This window comes from Psychrobacter immobilis, from assembly GCF_904846225.1.
Classification (GTDB): Bacteria; Pseudomonadota; Gammaproteobacteria; order Pseudomonadales; family Moraxellaceae; genus Psychrobacter; species Psychrobacter immobilis_F.
The window spans coordinates 97,667-119,202 of sequence record NZ_CAJGZJ010000007.1 but is presented as its reverse complement, the minus strand read 5'-3'; the positions used below and the strand labels follow the sequence as shown (position 1 = coordinate 119,202).

General features: G+C 44.0%; 15 protein-coding genes. 7 read left to right on the top strand and 8 right to left on the bottom strand.

Features of this window, described 5'->3' with window-relative positions; all coding sequences use genetic code 11:
• Positions 1–26: 26 nt before the first annotated feature.
• Together JMX48_RS07220 and tyrS are read right to left on the bottom strand one after the other, a co-directional pair.
• Entirely contained in the window at positions 27–605 is a 579-nt protein-coding gene (locus tag JMX48_RS07220; RefSeq protein ID WP_201536046.1) for a GNAT family N-acetyltransferase, read from the bottom strand.
• Positions 606–664: 59 nt separating this feature from the next.
• Positions 665–1,876 carry a tyrosine--tRNA ligase gene (gene tyrS / locus JMX48_RS07215; RefSeq protein ID WP_201536043.1) on the bottom strand — a complete coding sequence of 404 codons (1,212 nt, stop codon included), beginning with the start codon at positions 1,874–1,876 and terminating at the stop codon, positions 665–667.
• Between the two features lie 119 nt (positions 1,877–1,995).
• Between tyrS and JMX48_RS07210 the strand changes: the two genes are divergently transcribed.
• From JMX48_RS07210 to JMX48_RS07200, 3 genes are all read left to right on the top strand, one after another.
• The gene (locus JMX48_RS07210; RefSeq protein WP_201536040.1) at positions 1,996–3,408 is read left to right on the top strand and encodes an anhydro-N-acetylmuramic acid kinase; all 1,413 of its coding nucleotides are present in this window, start codon (positions 1,996–1,998) and stop codon (positions 3,406–3,408) included.
• A 204-nt stretch (positions 3,409–3,612) separates the two neighbouring features.
• Complete coding sequence (gene fabF, locus JMX48_RS07205) at positions 3,613–4,884, top strand: beta-ketoacyl-ACP synthase II (protein ID WP_227687943.1); 1,272 nt, start codon at positions 3,613–3,615, stop codon at positions 4,882–4,884.
• A gap of 116 nt (positions 4,885–5,000) precedes the next feature.
• Complete coding sequence (locus JMX48_RS07200; protein WP_201536035.1) at positions 5,001–5,942, top strand: hypothetical protein; 942 nt, start codon at positions 5,001–5,003, stop codon at positions 5,940–5,942.
• A gap of 159 nt (positions 5,943–6,101) precedes the next feature.
• Here the strand turns inward: JMX48_RS07200 and JMX48_RS07195 are convergent, their stop codons facing one another.
• The 5 genes from JMX48_RS07195 to JMX48_RS07175 form a co-directional block, all read right to left on the bottom strand.
• On the bottom strand, positions 6,102–7,919 hold the full coding sequence (locus tag JMX48_RS07195; RefSeq protein WP_201536032.1) for an aminopeptidase P family protein: 1,818 nt from the start codon (positions 7,917–7,919) through the stop codon (positions 6,102–6,104).
• Positions 7,920–8,388: 469 nt separating this feature from the next.
• Complete coding sequence (locus JMX48_RS07190) at positions 8,389–9,951, bottom strand: peptide MFS transporter (protein ID WP_201536029.1); 1,563 nt, start codon at positions 9,949–9,951, stop codon at positions 8,389–8,391.
• Positions 9,952–10,259: 308 nt separating this feature from the next.
• Complete coding sequence (locus JMX48_RS07185; protein ID WP_201536026.1) at positions 10,260–10,709, bottom strand: hypothetical protein; 450 nt, start codon at positions 10,707–10,709, stop codon at positions 10,260–10,262.
• Between the two features lie 133 nt (positions 10,710–10,842).
• Entirely contained in the window at positions 10,843–12,432 is a 1,590-nt protein-coding gene (gene lnt, locus JMX48_RS07180; protein ID WP_201536023.1) for an apolipoprotein N-acyltransferase, read from the bottom strand.
• A gap of 381 nt (positions 12,433–12,813) precedes the next feature.
• On the bottom strand, positions 12,814–13,713 hold the full coding sequence (locus JMX48_RS07175) for a CBS domain-containing protein (protein ID WP_201536022.1): 900 nt from the start codon (positions 13,711–13,713) through the stop codon (positions 12,814–12,816).
• Positions 13,714–13,966: 253 nt separating this feature from the next.
• Here JMX48_RS07175 and JMX48_RS07170 point away from each other — a divergent pair, with 253 nt between their 5' ends.
• The gene (locus JMX48_RS07170) at positions 13,967–15,331 is read left to right on the top strand and encodes a DUF4105 domain-containing protein (RefSeq protein WP_201536020.1); all 1,365 of its coding nucleotides are present in this window, start codon (positions 13,967–13,969) and stop codon (positions 15,329–15,331) included.
• A gap of 178 nt (positions 15,332–15,509) precedes the next feature.
• On the opposite strand, the gene JMX48_RS07165 is transcribed toward JMX48_RS07170, so the two are convergent.
• Positions 15,510–16,001, bottom strand: a complete 492-nt coding sequence (locus tag JMX48_RS07165; protein WP_201536068.1) for a YcgN family cysteine cluster protein — start codon at positions 15,999–16,001, stop codon at positions 15,510–15,512.
• Between the two features lie 235 nt (positions 16,002–16,236).
• On the opposite strand from JMX48_RS07165, the gene JMX48_RS07160 reads away from it, so the two are divergent.
• The 3 genes from JMX48_RS07160 (at position 16,237) to ylqF (ending at position 21,476) form a co-directional block, all read left to right on the top strand.
• Positions 16,237–16,974: a dienelactone hydrolase family protein gene (locus JMX48_RS07160; protein WP_201536018.1), complete on the top strand. Its 738-nt coding sequence runs from the start codon at positions 16,237–16,239 to the stop codon at positions 16,972–16,974.
• Positions 16,975–17,208: 234 nt separating this feature from the next.
• Entirely contained in the window at positions 17,209–20,379 is a 3,171-nt protein-coding gene (locus JMX48_RS07155; RefSeq protein ID WP_227687940.1) for a DUF2339 domain-containing protein, read from the top strand.
• Between the two features lie 140 nt (positions 20,380–20,519).
• Positions 20,520–21,476: a ribosome biogenesis GTPase YlqF gene (ylqF, locus tag JMX48_RS07150; RefSeq protein WP_201536014.1), complete on the top strand. Its 957-nt coding sequence runs from the start codon at positions 20,520–20,522 to the stop codon at positions 21,474–21,476.
• Positions 21,477–21,536: the final 60 nt, after the last annotated feature.

Below are 21,536 nucleotides of genomic sequence, written 5' to 3'. Positions count from 1 at the left end.
ATTCTTATTTAGTTTGATTACAAGTTTTAGTCGCTTTTATTGAGCTTATTCGTCAGCTCGGTCTTTACTTTTGGCCACTCAGATTTTACCAAGCTGTACATGACCGTATCCGAAATAATACCATCACGGCAGACTCGATTGCCTCGAATGACGCCATCTTTTTTGGCACCCAAACGCTCGATTGCTGCTTGTGAGCGATGGTTCCCAATATCCGTGCGCCAGCCCACCGTTTCATATTCCAATGTTTCAAATATATAGGTAAGTAGCATGAGCTTACAGGCCGTATTGACATGCGTCTGCCAATACGATTTGGCGTACCATGTATAGCCAATCTCTAAGCGTTTTACGAGCGGTAAAATATCATGAAAACTCGTTGAGCCAATCGCTTTGCCCGTTAGCTCATCTATGACGACAAAAGCTTGCCTGTCAGGCATTGAATGTGCGGTATTGATATAGTCAATAACTTTATCTGGCTCAGGTACAGAAGTCTCGTTTATTTTCCATAACTCACCATCTTGACAAGCTTCGGCTAAGTCATTTGCATGAGTTAACATCAATGGCTTAAGAATAATGCCGTTATTGGATAATATAGAAATGTCTAGCATGCCTCTCTCCTTAAGCCATTATTATTTTTAAAACAACTCTGCCTAATTTACTATATTACTTAACCCACCGTCACTTTTGCATACGCTTTTTTGCCTGCTTGAATAACGGCTGTTTGACCTGAGGTTAAACTAAAACCGCCATCAACCACGTCGCCATCGACTTTTACCGCGCCACGCTTGATCATGTCTTTAGCAGATGAGCTATTTTTGGCAAGTCCAGCTTGGTTCAATATTTGGGTGATGAACAACGCCTCTTGACCTTCCAAATCTAGCGTCACTTCTGGCAAATCTACTGGCAACTCACCATCTGCTAGGACATTACCGGCTGATTTGTGTGCATTGGCAGCGGCATTAGCATCATGAAAACGCTCAATGAGTTCTTCGGCAAGAATGCGTTTGATCTCTTGTGGATTGCGACCGTTTTCCATCTCTGCCATTAAGACTTCAACGGCTTCCATTGGCTTAAAGCTTAAAAATTCAAAATAGCGACGAATCAAAGTATCTGGCATCGAGAGGATTTTTTGGTACATCGTGCCGGGTGCGTCATGGATAGCAACGTAATTATTCAAAGATTTGGACATTTTATTGACGCCGTCCAGCCCTTCTAGAATTGGAACGGTGATACACACTTGCTGCTCTTGACCGTAGCGACCTTGCAAAGTACGACCCATCAGCAAGTTAAAAGTCTGATCGGTACCACCAAGCTCGACATCCGCTTTGAGGGCGATAGAGTCATAACCTTGCACTAAAGGATAGAGAAACTCATGGATAGAAATGGGCGTTTGCGATGCATAACGTTTAGAAAAATCATCACGCTCTAGCATACGTGAGACCGTTTGTTGGCTGGCAAGCTGAATCATATCAGCGGCTGACATGTCATTAAACCATTCGGAATTAAAGACCACACGCGTTTTTTCTTTATCTAATATTTTGAATACTTGTTCTGCATACGTCATTGCGTTGGCTTTGATTTGCTCGTCAGTCAATGGCGGACGAGTAGAGTTTTTGCCAGAAGGATCGCCAATCTTGGCCGTATAATCGCCAATTAAAAAGTAAATCTCATGACCCAAATCTTGGAAGTGCTTGAGCTTATTAATCAAAACTGTATGACCCAAGTGCAAGTCGGGCGCAGTAGGATCAAAACCTGCTTTGATACGTAGTGGACGATTGAGTTTAAGCTTGGCAACTAAATCCTCTTCAGATAGGATTTCTTGCGTCCCGCGCTGGATAAGGGCAAGCTGTTTTTCTAGCGTGTAGGTTTGAGTGGTCATGATGATCTCTTTATTGTCTTTATTAAGGGGTAAAAGCACATGGACTATTTAAAATCGCGTCGCCGTCAAAAAATGTTAGAATTTGGCAGATATACTAGCGTTTTTTAAGGTAAATTGCCATGACCAACCCCGCATCGATTGCTGATACTCTTCATAATACCCATACAGATTTAAGTTTGGATAGTAGTTTGGATGACCATTCAGAGAGCACTTTGGATAATAATGATGATTTAAATTATGCCACCCTTACCGAAGCGCTCGAACAAACGGTATTTGAAAACTTCGATGATGGCTTATATATCGGCATGATGTCGGGTACCAGCTTGGACGGAATGGATGCGGTGCTTTGTCAGTTTAGTGCGAGCCTCGATAGTGACGTCAGTGAAAATGGTAACACTGAGGATGATACGCAGCCACCGATGCAGCTGCTCGCCACTTATAGCCAAGATTTTCCGCCGCGACTGCGTGAAGTGCTATTGGCACTCTGTCAGCCAAACGGTACGAGCCGTTTAATGTCGCAAGCGGATGAACCAAGTAGTGAGTTGGACTGGTTCGGTTGGGCAAGTCGTGAATATGCTGAATTTGCCAGCGAAGTGGTCAATACATTATTGCAGCAAGCACATACAGACGTCGAGGCGGTTCTGGCAATCGGCTGTCATGGACAAACCGTCCGCCATCGTCCGCAAATGGGTTTTAGTTTGCAACTGGTCGATGCCAATATTATCGCTGAGCGTACTGGTATAAGCGTCGTCAGTGATTTTAGACGCCGTGATATGGCAGTCGGTGGACAAGGTGCGCCATTGGTTCCCGCCTTTCATCAAGCACTATTTGCCACACCTGATAGCACTCGCGTGTTATTAAATTTGGGCGGTATTGCCAATATAACGGTCTTGCCAGCAGCTGATGCTAATGAGCAAAATGATCAGCAGGCAGATAAGCAAGTCGTCGGCTATGATACAGGCCCTGCCAATTTATTATTAGATGCGTGGACGGCATTGCACACCGATAAAGATTACGATGCTGGTGGTGCATGGGCAGAATCAGGGCAAATCGTCGAGCCATTGCTAAATCAATTGTTAGAACATCCGTTTTTTGCTCGACCTTATCCTAAAAGTACAGGCCGTGAAGACTTTAATCTAGCATGGTTACAGGATAAGCTACAAAAATTCGATCAAGCGTCTGTCTATGTGCGCTACTCATCGGCGGATGTGCAAGCCACTTTAACCGAGCTGACGGCCGTTAGTGCTAGTACGCAAATCAAACCATTTTTAAGTGATGATATTCAAGAATCTGATGCCGTTTATGTTTGCGGTGGTGGTGCGCTCAATAGTTATCTTGTCAAGCGTTTGCAAGCGCATCTGCCCCATTGCACCGTACAGACTACGGCGAGTTTGGGGCTTGATCCAACTTGGGTGGAAGCGGTGGCATTTGCATGGCTAGCGAGGCAAACATTAATGGGCGAAACAGGTAACTTACCAGCAGTAACAGGGGCAAATAAAGGCGTGGTATTGGGGCAAGTTTGTTTTGCCTGATTGGTCAAATTTTAGTTTACACACGTGCACTTATGTGTTTTATAATGACTCCAGAAATACCCTCCTCTTAGGACTCGTAAGTATAGGATATATCGAATGAGCCAACACAGCAGTTCATCTACCGCGCAAGCCGCAAATAATACTGCCTCGACACCGGAGCATAAAACGCGTCATAAGCCGCCACATTACGATCGCTCTGATGATATGCGAGTCGTAGTCACAGGTATGGGTGCAATTACACCGCTTGGTTTAGACGTTGATAGCTCATGGACAAGCTTACTTAATGGTGAGAGCGGTATCACAACTATCAATCACTTTGATGCCTCGGACTATCGTGCTCAAATTGCAGGCGCCGTCAAAAATTTCGATGCCAAGCAATACATGAGTGCCAAAGACGCACGTCGATATGATGAATTTATCCATTATGGTATTGCTGCCTCTGCCATGGCATTAAAAAACGCCGGCTTTATCGATGAGGTAAATGCGGCTGATGCGCCTGTGCAAGGTGTCGATCAAGAACGCTTTGGCATTATTTTGGGGTCAGGTATTGGCGGTATTCAGACGATTGAAAACAGTCGCGATATGCTGCGTGAAAAAGGCGCTACAAAAGTTTCTCCCTTTATTATTCCAGGTTCTATTGTGAATATGGCGGCAGGATTGGTGGCCATTAAACACGCTTTGCAAGGTCCTAATCTTGCGACATCTACCGCCTGTACCACTTCTACACACGCTATCGGTCTTGCTGCTCGTTTGATTGCCTACGGTGATGCAGATGTGATGCTGGCTGGTGGTAGTGAAAAAGGCTCAAGTCCCCTTGGTATGGCAGGTTTTGGTGCCATGCATGCGCTATCAACTCGTAATAACGAGCCAACCAAAGCCTCGCGTCCTTTTGATAAAGACCGTGATGGGTTTGTGCTTGGTGATGGTGCGGGTATGGTGGTTTTAGAAAGCCTCGCCCACGCCAAAGCGCGCGGTGCAACGATACTGGCTGAATTGGTCGGCTTTGGCATGAGCGATGATGCCAGTCATATTACGTCTCCACCAGAAGATGGTCGCGGGGCGGCACGAGCGATGAAAAATGCATTAAACGATGCAGGTATTGAGCCGTCGAGTGTTGGTTATGTCAATGCCCATGGCACGAGTACACCTGCCGGTGATGTCGCTGAATCCATTGCCATTGAAACAGTATTTGCACCAGTAAAAGACAGTATATTGGTGAGCTCAACCAAATCAATGACGGGGCATTTGCTGGGTGCTGCTGGCGGTATTGAAGCCATATTTACGATACTTGCCCTACAGCATCAGCACGTACCACCCACCATTAACTTGGACAATGTTGAGGACAACTGCAACCTCGATTATGTTGCCAACCAATCACGTAAAGTTGATAATCTACAATACGCGGCATCCAATAGCTTTGGCTTTGGCGGCACCAATGGCTCGTTGATATTTGCACGCTGGCCTGTCAGTCATTAAAGCATAAAATCTCACAACACGAGTCCTTGTAACCTTGGTGTCAGATTTACTACGTTTGTCCACTTGCAGCCCCTTATCATACTTGCGTATGATAAGGGGTAATTTTTGGAATATTTATGGACGATACCATGTCAAGCTACTCATTTTCCCATCAGTTTTATCAGCGCTGGACGTGTGCGCCTGAACCTATACGCGCGGCAATTACCCAAGAGCTAGAAGATATCACCACATTACTACAAGTAGAAACTCCCTTTGAAAGCTTCGTTTTTCAAACTCATGATTTAGATGCTCATGTCGATGAGCTTTATGAAAATTATGAGGCCGAGCAAGCGATTGCCAAAGCCATTGCTGACAAACAAGCGCAAGCGCGTGCTGCTGCCGAACAACAACGTTTAGAAGACGAACAAAAAAGACAGGCTGTAGAAGAGGCTAAGCGCAAAGAAGCAGCCGAATTAGAAGAAAAAGCCAGACTGCGCGAAGAAGCAGACGCGGCTCAGAAAGAACAAGAGAGAAATGCCCTAATATTAGTGGACAAAAATAATCTTGATGAGTCTGTGGCAACGGTTAATGAAGACCATTCAGATACGATAAGCGCTGATAACAGTGTTGCTGACAGTGTTGATAACGACAACGTTGCTAACAGCACTAGTGAAATATCTACTGGAAATAATTCTACTGAAAACAGTGCTGCAAAAAATAGCTCTGACACTAAAACCATTAGCGAACATGCCAATGCTATTGCCGATAACAGCATTAAAAATGGTAGCAATGTTAAAAATGATCATAATATTAAAAATGATAACAGTGTAAAAGCGATCAATGATAAAGCCAATGCTGCGATTAGCTTTGTATTAAAAGATGCAAAATCGAGCGTAACTCATCAAGAATTGATTCGTGAGCTAGAAATACAGATTGATGACTATCTCAGTGACCAGATGATGCTGATGTCTGAAAACCTAAAGTCTTGGTTGCGTGCCGAAGTGACGCAGCATCTCAGTGAGCAAGGCACCTCAACGTCAGTGGCTAATGAAGAGGTCGCTAAGAAAAACAGTCATTAACGACTAGCGCTTTTTTGATACTAGTATCTTTTTAATACTACAGTCAAAGTGCCCTAAAAACGCTACGGCACTGTTGCTATCAATAGTAAAAGATGCACACTAAAAAGCCCCGTCAATAATAGACAGGGCTTTTTAGTATTAGGAATAATTATCTTTATTTTAGATGGCTTGCGTACGCTCAGTTAACCATTCAAGTGCCGCACCATCAACACGATCTTTTAGCTCTGCAAAGACTTGACTATGATAGCCATTAAGCCAATCAATCTCTACTTGATTCAACAGTGAAGGCTCAATCAAACGCGTGTCAATTGGGCAGTAAGTAACGGTCTCAAAATTGAGGAAATCACCGAACTCTGTTTCTACTGGCTGAGCAACACGTTTATTTACCATCAAGTTTTCGATACGGATACCCCATTTGCCTTCGCGGTATAGACCGGGCTCATTACTGGATATCATACCCTCTTTCATCGCGCGCTCTTTTGGCGTGCTGGCACTATAAGCAATAACTTGTGGACCTTCATGTACGTTTAAGAAGTAACCAACACCATGACCTGTACCATGACCATAATCCATCTGTGCTTGCCATAATGGCGCACGGCAAATCGCATCGATCAATGGTGAGGCGATACCATCAGGAAAATGCGCTTTTGCCAAAGCAATATGGGCTTTTAATACCGTAGTAAAGTCACGTTTGTGCTCAGCATTTACTTGACCGATTCCAACCACACGAGTGATATCAGTGGTACCATTTTGATATTGGGCACCTGAGTCAATCAGCAATAACCCACCCTCGCCTGCGCTCACATCAAGGTAACTGAATTTTTCTGGCGTTGCACGGTAATGTGGTAATGCCCCATTTTCATTAAAACCTGCGATGGTTGGAAAACTTGGCGATACATAGTGTGGCTGCTGACTACGCACTTCAATGAGCATGCTATCAACATCCAGCTCACTTAAACGCTCGCCATTATCAAGACGTTGCTCGAACGTCGTAAAAAACTCACATAATGCCGCGCCATCTTGACGCATTGCTTCACGTACGTGGTCAATATCAGCATCAGACTTAACCGACTTAAGCAAAGTACTTGGTGCCATCTGCTCAATAAAGCCCACATCGTCTGCCATTTTCGATAGGGTACCTACTGCCACTTTGCTTGGATCCAATAACAACAAGTCGTCTGGCGTTAATGTACCTAATGCATCTTGTACCGCTTCATAAGCGGCGAGCGTGATACCGCTATCTTCTAAGCCTATGACAAGCTCGGCACTGACTTTATTGTTATCGACGAACAATATCGCACTGTCTTTACTAATCAGCATATGCGCCAAAAATACAGGGTTATAATCAACATCTGCACCGCGTAGATTGGTTAGCCATGCGATGTCATCTAAGCTTGAAAGCAAATGATGCGTCGCGCCTGCCTCTGCCATACCAGCGCGTACAGCCGCCAGTTTTGATGTGGCTGATTGCGCAAGAAACTGCTCATCATGTGGATATAGTTTGGCTGCTGGTAGCTGCGGACGATCCGTCCATACTTCGGTCAATACATCACGCTCAGTGATTAAGGTAATGTCATGAGCGTCAAACGCATTGAGTAGACGATCTTGCTCAGCGATAGACAACACGTTGCCATCGACTGCCACACTGTCCCCTTCTTGCAAATGCTCAGCCAACCAATCAATATGGTTTGGCTGACCAGGAGCGAGCTTCTCTAAGCTAATGCCTGTACCTGCTAATTGGTCAGCGGCATGTACCCAATAACGACTGTCCGTCCAAAGACCTGCAAAATCAGCAGTAACGACCAGCGTACCAACTGAACCGGTAAAGCCTGACAACCAAAGTCTTGCTTGCCAATATTCTGGTAAATATTCAGACAAATGAGGATCTGCTGACGGCACTATAATGGCCGTTAAATCTTGTGCTGCGAGCGTTTGACGCAGGGTATCGATACGATCATGGATGGTTTGCTTATTCATAAGATACTTCCTTATTAATTTTAATAAAAATAAAGTGATGGGCGACTATGGATAGCCGTCTTATTTGAGCGTGACAAATTAGAGTCGATATTGTTAAATTAAGATCAATGTTACGGCAGTAGAACATTAGGCTGTGTCTTCATTTCAAAAATGGTCATAAAAATGAGATAAATTGCCGTCAAACGAGGAAAATAGCGCAAATAATATCGGGATATTGATTAGCTATTTGACGATGTTTGGCAAAATTTAGCCATTTTTAGCTCATTTAGTTTAGCTTATTTAGATAGTATCGTTTGAATTAAAGGCACGCCTTAGATGTTTGGGCAAAAAATACGCTTTCAATAGTCTGAAAGAAAATGCTCACCAAGTAAAACAATAAAACGTGCTGCCAGTTATGGTAACACGTCTCATCATTTGGCATTGTCTTATGCCGTACGCATACTCAACGACTGATCTAAAGCCCTGTTAATTAACTGACTTGATCCGCCTGCTCACTATTTTTTAGCATATTATTGATAGGTTTTGCCAATACCAATAGGATGACCGCCGTAACCACCAAAAAGATAGTCATCGTCGTAAATAGTGTTGGTAAGCCTTCGATTTTATCCGCTGAAACATGACCACCAAAGAAAGCAGCAACCAAGTTACCCATAGCGATAGAAGCAAAGAAAAGCCCCATCATCTGACCTTGCATACCTTTTGGTGCAAGCTTAGTCATTGATGACAAACCAACAGGACTCAGCGCCAATTCGCCAAGCGTCAATAAGAACAGACTACCTACTAACCACAATGGTGAAGCCAAGCCACCATCAGCACCCAAAATACTTTTTGAGGCAAAAATCATTAGCGCAAAACCTGCCGCAGCAAGCAACATACCAAGCGCAAACTTGGCCATACTGCTTGGCTCAAGGCCTCGTCTACCAAGCTTGACCCAGATAATACTGACGATAGGGGCTAACATTAGAATAAATAAAGGATTCAACGACTGAAACCAAATACTTGGAATCTCAAAACCTAACACATTCAGATCCGTATAACGATCAGCAAATAGGTTAAAAGACGTTGGCTGCTGCTCGAAACTTGACCAGAATAGCGTCGAACCAATAATTAATATGAAGCAAATCAGCAGACGCAATTTATCTGTCTTATCTAATCGCGGTGAGATGAACATAATCGCAAAGTAACCTATCACTACAGCTGCAATGATATAAGTCATATACTCTGCAACCATTTGAGCATTGAACCCTAACATACCCGTTGAAACTAACAGTACGATGGCGACTAGTAGCGCCAAGAAGCCTGCCACCCAGCGACCGATATTTTTATAGTGATTATTTGAGGTTTCCCACTCAGCAGTGATACCTTTAGCTTTTGCGTAACGCGTCAAGTTCTTTTGGGCTGTAAACTTATAGACCAATAATGATATCAACATACCAATACCGCCGACACCAAAGCCTACATGCCACATGCCTTTTTCTTTAAACACACCCACGATCAGTGCGGCTAATAGCGCACCGATATTGATGCCCATATAGAACAAGGTAAAACCACTATCACGGCGTACATCACCTTTGGGATATAGCGCACCAACCATGACTGAAATACAGGTTTTAAATAAGCCTGAACCTAAAACAATACATATCAAACCAACAAAAAACAGCGTCATACCAAACATGGCAGAAAGCGCAATACACAAGTGCCCAAGGGCGATGATAATACTACCCCACCACAGCGCGCGTTCCTGACCCAGCCAATTATCTGCCAACCACCCACCTGGGACTGCCGCTAAGTACAATGAGCCAGCAAAAATACCATAGATAGCCGAAGCGGTGACCTCATCAAAGCCAAAACCGCCGCTGCCCACTGTCGCAACCATAAAGAGTACTAATAGTGGACGGATACTATAATAAGAAAACCGCTCCCACATCTCAGTAAAAAATAGCGATCGTAATGGCTTAGGATGCCCCATAAATCCATTATCTAATGCTTCCAACTCAGCAGCATTAGCCTCTGATTTTAATTCTGTACTCATACCTTTATTCCTTTAAAGACCAATGTGGTAATGACTAAAACTCTAATTATTCTAATAAGAGGTCATATAGGCGCGTCATTGTTTCACTTGGTTATAGCCAAGTAAAGAAAAAGTTGGTCAAAAATTACACAAATACCCATAAAAAAAACCCGCTTTCATAGGATAAGAGCGAGTTTTTTTGATATTGATAACGATATTATCGTCATTGTAATGTTATTACACGCAAGATTTAAACAAAGCTAAGCTTGAGTGTTTTTGTATAAAATCTAACTTTTTAGACCTTATAATAAAATTATTGCTTAACAAGTTTACTGAGAAACGGCTTTATCGTCAGTGCCAGCATCTAAATCAGCATCTGCTTGCTCAGCAGTTAAATCAGCATCAGCAACCGCCGTTTGGCTTACTGTGCCAGAAGCCGTTGCCGTACCAGATTGTGCAGCAACCACCGCACTGTCATCGCCTGTCGCTGCTGCGGGTGTGACCGTCGCATCGGCAGGCGTATCAGTCGCTACAGCATCCGTGTCTGCGGACATTGCTGGCGTCTTAGCAGGAACCGTATCTTTATCTTCAGCAGCAATCGCTTCCGCTTTATCAGTGGCGATTGATGCTTTGGTAGCCTCAGCAGTAATGTGTTCGCCTGCTGGACGCAAAAGTGCAGAAACACCGATAATTAAGACGATACCTAAAAACAAGGCAATGCCACCTAAAGTATATAACAGCTCTTTTTTTGGATTGTTATTAGCGATACCTTCTGACATATCTTATCCACCTTGCAAAAATATTTGAAATATTAAGCTATTATATCGCAATTCATACTACTTTGTTAAAACCCTTAAGCATTTAAAGGATTTATTCTCGATAACTTTTGCCGATCGCTTTTATGATAAATGGCTACTGGTTACGATACCCGTCATCCAAACGTACTTGTGGCGTTGCCCGTTTGCCAAAATAGCTCAATATAAGTAATAGCGCCATGATGAACAAAATAGGATAGTTACCAAAGCTCATAAAAGGCGTATTGCCAACCCGCGCCTGAATGTTGCCGCGCAACACGGTACGCTCAAACTGCGGCGCACGCTCGACGATACGTCCTTTATGGTCAATGATAGCCGTGACACCAGTATTGGTTGCTCGCATAAACCAACGACCATTTTCAAGCGCGCGCATTTGTACCATTTGTAGATGTTGTAATGGGCCAGCTGACGTGCCAAACCAAGCATCGTTTGAAATGGTCAATAAAAAATCGGTACCAATCGCATTTTTGCGTGTGGTGTCTGGATACGCCACTTCATAACAAATGGCTGCGCCTAAATTGTGACCACGTACCCGTAATGGTGGCTGGTCGTCACTACCGCGACTATAACTCATGATATCTTCATTACCCGCCAAATTGGGCAAAATATCCAATAAACCCTCGAAAGGTATATATTCGCCAAACGGCACTAGGCGTTGCTTTTTATATAGCCCTTCGCCTTGTGCACCCAAGGCAATCACACTATTATAAAAAGGTGGGTACTTGTCAGTGCTGGCATTAAACGCCGCTTCATCCTTATAAGGAATACCCGTCACCCACGTGGTGTCGGTGTCTTTGGCCATTTTGACCATTTCATTGATAAAGCCAACTGCTTCCGTCTGGAACATCGGAATGGATGATTCAGGCCACACAACGATATCACGTCCCCACTCTGTACTCGTTAAGGTTGCATAGATTTTTAAGGTCTCTATTTGATATTCGGTGAGCCATTTTAAATCTTGTGGAATATTCCCTTGGACTAAAGACACAGACAAATCAGGCGTGCCTTTTGGTTTCGTCCATTGCGGATTAATCAGCCACAATGCGGTGCTGATGACCAACAAAACCAGCGACGGAATCATATAACCACTACGGCGACGGAATAGCTCGACTATACTGGCTGCAATTAGTACAGCAACAAAAGACACGGCAAAGACGCCAGCGACGGGTGCCAATGAGGACAACCAATACTGCTCAGTGAAAGCGTAACCCACGAACAACCACGGAAAACCCGTGAATAACCACGTTTTCATCCATTCTTGCAAGATCCAAAGAGCTGCAAAAGACAATGGCTGCTTACCAACCATTCGATTAAAAATCAGTGCCATAAAGCCATGGAACAGTCCCATGCCAAGACCCATCAGCGCAATCATAATGAGCGCAAGCCATGCTGGTGTATCGCCATAAACGTGGATAGAGGTGTATAACCAAAATGCGCCAACACACCAAAGCCCTGTTCCATAAGCTTCACCGATCAGAAAAGCACGCTTACCACTCATCTCAGGTATAAGTAATGCATACAAAATAGCGGGCGATAGCAATGCTACTGGCCAAATACCGTAAGGCGCGAGTGCAAGAGTAAATATCGCTCCCGCCAGCAAAGCAATCAACACAGTCAGCGCTATAGGTAAGCCTTTTGGCTTACTGGGGTTCAGACGTTTTTGCAAATCAACAGTAGACAGACGCATAGCAGTTATCCAAAACCATATTTTCTAAAAATTCAAAGCTTTAGTATTCAGGCAAAACCCGAGCCAAAGCTGACCGTATCACGTTTTATACAGTGGCTAAAAATCAAACCCGCCCATGATACCAGTCTAACCTTATCAATGGGTAAAATTGCGTAGCAAAAACCCAATTTTGGACATAAAAAAAACACGATCGTCATCGTGTTTTTTTGAGTCTATCAATCCGTATTTAAATCGCTATATGGCCAGCTGAAAATAAAACAGTTATACAAGCTTAAATGCGCTACTGCTATAAATTTTCATTGCTTGCTGCTGTCACAGAGGCTGCGCAAAATTCATTCCAGTAGCGCTGTGTTTTTTTATAGTGCATAGACTATAGACTTATTAATGACTGCCTATCAATATTTGCTGATCTGCATCTATTTTGGTCAGCTCTAGGTTTTGGATAAAACGCCCTTCGACATCGGTAATAGTGATTTTCCAATCATCTATCGTCACGCTTTCGCCTTCTAAATCACCCACATAACCCAGCGCTTGCATGACCAGACCGCCCATGGTATCGACATCCGTATCATCAAAATGGCTACCAAGCTCATCGTTGCAGTCTTCAATCACTGTAGAAGCTTGAACACGCCACGTATTTGCTTTTTCGGGATCAGCAAGGATATTATTGATATCACTGTCCTCATCAAAGTCATCATGCTCATCGACGATGTCACCAACAATCTCCTCGAGCAAGTCCTCCATTGTGACCACACCGCCAAAATTACCAAACTCATCGACGACAATGGCCATATGCACTTGCGTACGCTGCAATGAGCGTAGCAACGTATCAGAACGTGCCGTTTCACTAATATATAGCGGCTGACGCACCAAATCTCTGAGACGTTTACTATCGATTTTTTCTTCTTGGTTACGCACCATATGGACAAGGATAGGAATCAAGTCTTTTGCCAATAAAATACCAATGACGGCGTCATCATCTTGGCTGTCAAAAACAGGATAGCGCGAGTGGGTGGTCTCAAGAATGATGTCCATCACTTCGGCGATGCTGGTACTTTCGTGCAAGCCAATGACTTGCGGGCGCGGCGTCATGATCTCACGAACTTGCGTTGCGGGTAGATCTAGCACGCCTTCTAGCATATCAACCGTATCAGGCTCTAAGAACTGACGTGAATCTTGTACCAAACGAATCAGTTCATCACGTGTTTCGGGGGCGGTCGATAGCCAGCGTTTTAAGCCTCGCATCGACCAACTACTCGGGCTGGGAGTGTCGTCAGACATGGTGTTGTGATTTAACCTCTTTAGTTAATGACAATTAAAATAATAAATAAACAAGCATAGATGGATGTAGATGGGGATAAAATTAGCAAATAAAACAGATCTGTTACTATTAAATAATAAGCGGACTTATTTAAATTAGCTTCACTTTATCGCATGATTCACCGACATTCAACGACAAATTCACTCAAATTGTATTGTCAGTGTGTTATAAACTTTGTTATGGTCAAAGTCTCCATTTATCAAAGCAATCGCTATGTCGCTACGTTCTCTTTTTTCTCGCTTACGTTCCTCTAATTCGAATAGCCATCGTTCAGATAATGGCTTAGATAGTCACGGCATAAATAGTCACGGCATAGAATTAAAAGAAACTGGTGACAGCCACCCAAAACCCAAATGGCGACGTTCTCTTATTCAATTTTTGATTGCATTGGTGCTGGTGCTGTCTGCTATCTGGTTACTGCTGGCAGTCTGGTATCAATTTGGTATCGCTAGTGCGATCACTTGGCTGACAACGATCATGGTGGTGGGATTATTATCAGCGGTGTTGGCGGCTCGTTATTTGCCTCAACTTTTTGATAAGAAATCTTCTAGTAATGACATTGCTAAAAAATCTGTCTCTCATATTGATCCTGCCAGCTCTGCTCATAACCGCACTTCTCATAAAAAAAGCACTCGTGTTAAATGGCTAATAGGTTTATATGCTGCTGTTTGGCTCATTGGTGTTGGCTGGTTTTTCTCTATTGAGCCCAAGCAAGAGCGAAACTGGATGGCGGAGGTCAGTCAACAGGTTTCTTATGAGCGCGATGCAACCAATCCTGATTTGATTACACTGACCAATGTCCGTAATTTTGATTGGTATGTTGATAAGGACGCGACCGAGCGTTGGGATAAACGCACTATTGATCTGTCCAAACTGTCTGGGGTTGATATCACCAACTCTTACTGGATGGGACCACTGATTGCCCATACTTTGGTCAGTTTTCGCTTTGAAAATGATCGACCACTTGCCTTCTCATTTGAGATTCGTAAAGAGGAGAACGAGACTTTTTCGGCGCTGGCAGGATTCTTTAGGCGTTACGAATTAATCCTTATTGCTGCCGAAGAACGCGATATTATCTATACCCGCAGTAACGCACGCGGTGAGCAGGTTTATCTTTTCCCTATTAGTAATCTGCAACAAAATGAGGTCAGAGCGTTATTTGAATCTTATTTGACCGCTGCTGATGAATTGAATGCAAAGCCCGCTTGGTACAATACCTTGACCAGCAACTGCACCAATATCATTTTTTATATGGCGCGTGTCGTCAGTGGTGATCGTCTGCCATGGGACTATCGAATTTGGGTCTCTGGTTGGCTGCCAAATTACCTATATGATGTCGGTATGTTGGATACCAATCCAAAGAAAGACCAGCAGCCGTGGTCAATGGATACGTGGTATGAGCGCACGCACATTAACCCGAAAGTGAGAGGGTTCAATAACCAAATCGATATAGCCTCTGGTATCAATGGCCGTGAGTTCTCTCAGCAGATTCGTCAAGACATTCCTACTCCCTTACTGGCTGACTCAAAAGGCGAAGCAGAGGCAAATGCTAAATCTGCCGCTCAAACTTCTCCTTAGTATCACTAACTAATTGGTATCGCTAAAAACTTAGTATCATTGAAAGCTTAGTATCATTGAAAATTTAGCATCACTGAAAACTGGTATCACTAAAAATTTATCTAAGTATCACTGTAGGCATTTTATAACGGATTGGCTATATCGCTAAAAGTAGCGTAGCGACGCTCACTGACGCTCATTAAGGATTAACCCAATTGACCACACGCGTCTCCATCTCTTCATCAGACATGCCAGTTTCAGAGATGCAGCGACCAGCCACGCCGACATTGGCAGTACGCATTTGCTGCTGCGTCGTCACAGCATCTTGGGTCAATAATAAATGCCAGCTTGGTAAGCTTTGACCTTTATACAAACGTTTGTATGCACAGTGCGATGGCAACCACATCATTTTTGGTAGGTTTTCTATGGTCAGCTGGATACAGTCCGGCACGTGCTCTTGACGCGTGTCGTAATGCTGGCAATACCCCGTCGCGCAGTCCATCAGCTGGCAAGTCACATCGGTATATTCAACCATCTCTTCGTCATCATCATTGTCGATGTACTTGATTAAGCAGCAGCTGCCACAGCCATCGCACAAGGCTTCCCATTCACTGTGATTCAATTCTGCCAATGCAAAACGCGACCAAAACTGCGGGCGTAGTGGCGAAGTCGACACCTTGTCCGATATCATATCAGACGATCCAGCAACCTCTGAATCCGAGTTTATATTTTGAGGAAACTGGGTATCTGTCGCAGATTTATTGAACAAATTTATAGTCATAACATCACAGTTGCATTTTGATAAAGAGCGTTACAGTATTATAGCTGTTTTTACTGAGCATGGGCGTTAAGGTAGTAAAAGTCAGAAAAACGAATCCTTTCAATGACGAATAAATAAAACTCACAATATAAAAAAGGACAATAATATGTCAATTAAGACTTTTGAATTAATCAGTACGACCGAAAACAACGTTGAGCTTATGAGCTATATCGCCTTGCCAGAAAACGCCTCAGACAGCAATTCAGTCGCAGGTATTTTGGTTGCACCAGAATGGTGGGGTCTCGGCGATTATACAAAATCAGTGGTTGAGCGTTTGGCTGAAGCTGGCTATGCGGCAGTGGCTATGGATATTTATGGTGAAGGTAAATTGACGTCGGATGCCGCTCAAGCCAATATATGGATGGAGCAAGTATTAGAAGATCAAGACATGCTCATGGCGCGTTGCCGCTTGATCCTCAATGACTTCAGCGATCAGCTCGCAGTTGATGGCGACAACCTAGGCGCAATTGGGTATTGTTTGGGTGGCAAAATTGTCCTAGATATGGCACGAGATGCTATGCCATTAAAAGCGGTCGCTACCTTCCATGGTAATCTATCACCGAAACAGCCAGCGGATAAAAACTTCAAAGCAAAAGTATTGGTGGCTCATGGTAGTGATGATTCGATGGTATCAATGGACGCGATTGAAGGCCTCAAAAAAGAGCTGGATGCAGCCGATGTTGACTACACAATCGATGTTTATGATGGTGCCAAACATGGCTTTACCAATCCACATGCTGACGAAAAGGCTGCTAAAAATGATGTAGACCTTGGCTACAATGAAGCTGCTGCTAAACAAAGCTGGGAAAATATGCTTGAGTTCATGAAAACCAACTTGGGATAAGCATCAATAAAGCGTGTCGAAATGTTGCTTTATATAATTGAAGTAAACAAGACACAGGCGAAGCAAACAAGCAGTTAATAAAAGGTCAGCTTACTCATTAAGCTGACCTTTTGCTTTTTGTCGTATTCCATTGTTTATCTGAACGAGTAGCACAGCCCGTCTTGTACTTCTGACCAAATAGCGTCATTATCACTTTATTATGAGCTGGATTGAGTGGCGAGGATGTTATATTTTTTGATAACCCAACTGGGTTGGCTGGCTTTTACCGCTTTATTAATCGTGGTTGTCGCCTTATACACCAAAATAAGTCGAAAACTTGAGCGGCTACGTCGCGATATAACCACGCTACAAATAGAGCTTGAACAACATAAAGACAGCACTAAAATGACGTCCCCTACTCGTGCTGCTGATGAGTCTTATGCGCACGACGTCGCTATTGAAAACATCATCACTGAAGACAGAATTACTGAAGATAAAATTACTGAAGACGAAACTATTAATCCGAAAATCCATCCCGTAGATACCACGTCAAATTCGTGGCCACCCTCACGACCAACCACGTCTCTCACTAACCTGACAGCAAACACTTCTGATGCTGAGTGGCTAGACAATCGCCCTTTAATCACGACAAAGAATAAAGCATCAGCCACGCCTATAGAACCTGATGAACGCTCATTACCTATCGTCACGTCACTGATTCACTCTATCAAAAATTGGTTTTTCGGTGGCAATCTAGTCGTGCGTGTCGGCGTACTAGTATTGCTGGTCGGTGTCGTGCTACTACTACGCTTATTGAGCGAGTATATAGAGGTTTCGATTGCTATTAAGCTCATGGCAATCGGAATCGCAGGGCTGGGGCTGGCAGGACTGGGGTTAAAACTGACGGCAAAACGCTTTTCTTATGGCATTACCTTACAAGGCGCGGGCTTGGCGATTGCTTATTTGAGTACTTTTTTTGCTTATAGCGTCTATCAAATTATCTCCAGCATCCCAAGCTTCATTGGACTGGGACTATTATCCACCATTACCATTGTGCTAGCCGTGCGTCAAAATGCGTTTCCTTTAGCATTATTGGCATTGTCTGGTGGTTTTTTTGCGCCCATTTTAACCAGTGAAGATACGGGAAGTTTGGTGGTATTGTTCAGCTATTATCTCCTGTTAAATGTCACGATTGCCGCTATCGCTCATTACCGTCCTTGGAAAATATTAAATTTATTTGGGGCGACCGTGACATTTGGGCTGGCCTATTACTGGGGCACAAGTGAGAATTTGAGTGCGGTCATTGAGTCGCAGCGCTGGTTATTAGTGACGTTGGTTGCTCTACATTTACTTCTTTATCTCTTTGTCGTCATTCGCTATGCACAGCAAATCATCAGCTATAACACGTTCAATGAAGCAGCCTTTAACGCTGACAGCCACACTATCAATAATACCAATGATATTGGCAAAACTGACCAGACAAAACCCCTAGAAGCTGAAGCAACTACTTATTTGTTCCCTATCGATACGGGTTTATTATTTTCGGTGCCGCTACTGGCCTTTGGTTTGTTTGCCGCCTTGCTAGACGATATCCCTAATGCCTTAACCGTGACCAGTGCGATTTTAGCCACTATTTATCTGGTGCTGGGCTGGGGTTTTGTGCAGCGAAGCCAACGTTATGCCCTAATGACGGAAGGTATGCTGGCACTAGGCTTTGGGTTTTTAGCATTGGTGATACCTTTGGCTCTAAATGCTGAGTGGATTGCTTTTGGTTGGTCAGTACAAGGATTGGCGTTGGTCTGGTTCGGTAGGCGCTCCTTGCGCTCTTGGTCCGTATTGTTTGGTCTATTATTACAGCTCATTAGTATTGGTATGCTCGTGACCACCGTGCTGTTTTCTAGCGAAAATTATCCAGTGTTAGCCTTGAGCATTTCGGCAATCAGTTATCTAGCCGCTACGTTTATTTTACGTGCTAGTCACTCGCCTGCCCTATTAGCAAGCTTGTTAGATGACGATGTCGCCCATTCTGCCACGCATAACTCAAAACTAAGCACGACGTCCGAGGCAATAGCGACCTACGCCAATGCATTAGGTATCAGCAACCAAGCCGCGCGCCAATGGCTAGTCTCAATCAATAGCCAAAGCCACGTATTTAACCTCGTTTGGCGCAGTCCTAGATTGGTAAAATTTTTGACCTTTACAGCGATGGCGTGGATGCTAAATGTACTGGTACTTGATTTGCGTTATTGGTTTGATGTTTGGCAGTTAAGAACGACCGTGATTGCGCTGGCAGCACTGATTAGCTTGAGTGCTTACTGGATTATCAATCGTTATCGTCCGTGGGTAGAGGTCAGACAGCTTAGTCAGGGATTACTATTACTGTTTTATCTCATGCTGGTATTGCAACTGCCACAAAAGTTTGAGCTGAATTTGATATGGACGACCATGCAATGGCTAATATTGTCAGTCTTAATAGTTGGCTGGTTTATGATTGGTCAGCTTTGGTTAAAAACACAATCAGACAATAATGACAATAATGACAATAAAAATACTGCAAGCTACGCTGGGGCAAGCTGGCTCGGTACTGGTCTCTTGCTCATCGCTGCTGCTGCCCATTATGGACTGCCAGCATCGGATGGCGTCATGGCTGTCTTGATCCCAGCAGTCTTGATATTGTCAGGGTTATGGTTCAGTTATCGCTCCATTGCTGATCGCAAGCAAAATAGGCAAGTGAATGAAAAGCCAAATCAAGGTTTACTGCACTGGTTTGATTGGCAATCCGCACTATTTAGTTGCGCCGTTATCTTTATCCCAATGGCTTTGTTTTGGGTCGTCATTACCAACTGGTCTTATGACGGCGTCATTTGGCATCTGCCCTATTTTCCACTACTGAACCTGTATGATATTACCTCGTGGCTAACGCTATTGGTTGGTTTTGGTCTGTATTACCTGAGCCAAAAGTACCATGATGAAAAGCTAAAACCATCAAATACTAATTTAAAATCCCAGCGACTATTCACCGCTGACAATTTACTGATTACCTTGGGACTGATCAGCTTCTGGCTAGTTTCCAGTATGTTAATCAGAACGCTACACGCCTTTATTGGCACACCGCTTTGGGACAACTCTCAAGGTGGCGCATGGCAGAGTGAGCAAGTACAGACTGGGCTGACGATTTTATGGACGCTTTTGGCCTTAGTTGCCACCATTATGGCAAGTCGCTATTGGCAGCGCACGCTTTGGTTTATGGGTATTGGGCTATTAGGAATCGTCGTCCTTAAGCTGGTATTGGTTGATTTATCCCAGACCGAGGCAATTTGGCGAGTCATTTCCTTCCTTGGCGCGGGTAGTTTAATACTATTAATTGGCTATCTCGCCCCATTGCCGCCAGCCAATGAGGAAGCAGAGAATCAGGCGAAAGAATAGCCTTGCGTCATGCTTGAACGAAATTGTGCCGTGAGCAGGCAGGTTCTGTAGTAAACTGACGGCCATGACTAAAGACATTGCCAAAAGTAAGGCATGATCTTTAGCGCCGAATTTTATGAATAAAAAGGTTACGAAAGCAAATGGATAAGAGAGTAAGTATTCAGTGGTTCCCTGGGCATATGAACAAAGCCCGTAATGAAATCAAAGAAATTATGCCTCAGATGGACGTCATCATCGAAGTGATCGATGCACGCATTCCTTATAGCAGCGAAAACCCAATGGTCGCGGCATTACGCGGCGAAAAACCTGTCATCAAAATCTTGAACAAAGCTGACCTTGCTGACCCTGAATTGACCCAATTATGGATGGATCATCTTGAGCAACAAAACAGTGTTAAAGCAATTGCTTGCGATACCGATAAAGCCAATGACGTAAAACGCATCATCGCGATCTGTAAACACCTCGTGCCCAACAAAGTCGGTACCGGTCGCCAAATTAAAGCGATGATTATGGGTATTCCCAACGTCGGCAAATCAACATTGATTAACACGTTAGCTGGGCGCGCCGTGGCAAAAACGGGCGACGAGCCAGCCGTCACTAAGTCTCAGCAATTAATTAAGCTTGACGATGACATCATGCTCTATGACACACCCGGCATGCTGTGGCCAAAGGTTGAAAACGAAAACTCTGGCTATCGTTTGGCCGCGACGGGCGGTATACGTGACACCGCTTTTGACTTCGCTGATGTCGCCAGCTACACCGCTGAATATTTGATGCACGCCTATCCTGAACTACTAAAAACCCGCTATAAAATTGAAGAACTGCCAAAGACTGATTGGGAATTTTTTGAAGTGGCGGGTCGTAATCGCGGCTGCGTGCGTTCGGGCAACCAAGTCGATACTTACCGGATGTCTGAGATTCTGATTAACGAATTACGTAGTGCTAAGATTGGTCGTATCACGCTTGAGACCCCAGCCATGATTGAGGCAGAAGAAATCGTCGTAGCAGGACAACGCCTTGCAGCAGAAGAGAGGCGCAAAGCTAAAGAAGAAGAAAAACGTCTACGTAAAAAGCGTACTCGGCAGAATCGGAAGTAAATCGAAAGCCGTTTTGCTTTTCACTTCAATGGTTTAGATTTATTTAGAACAAATACAAAA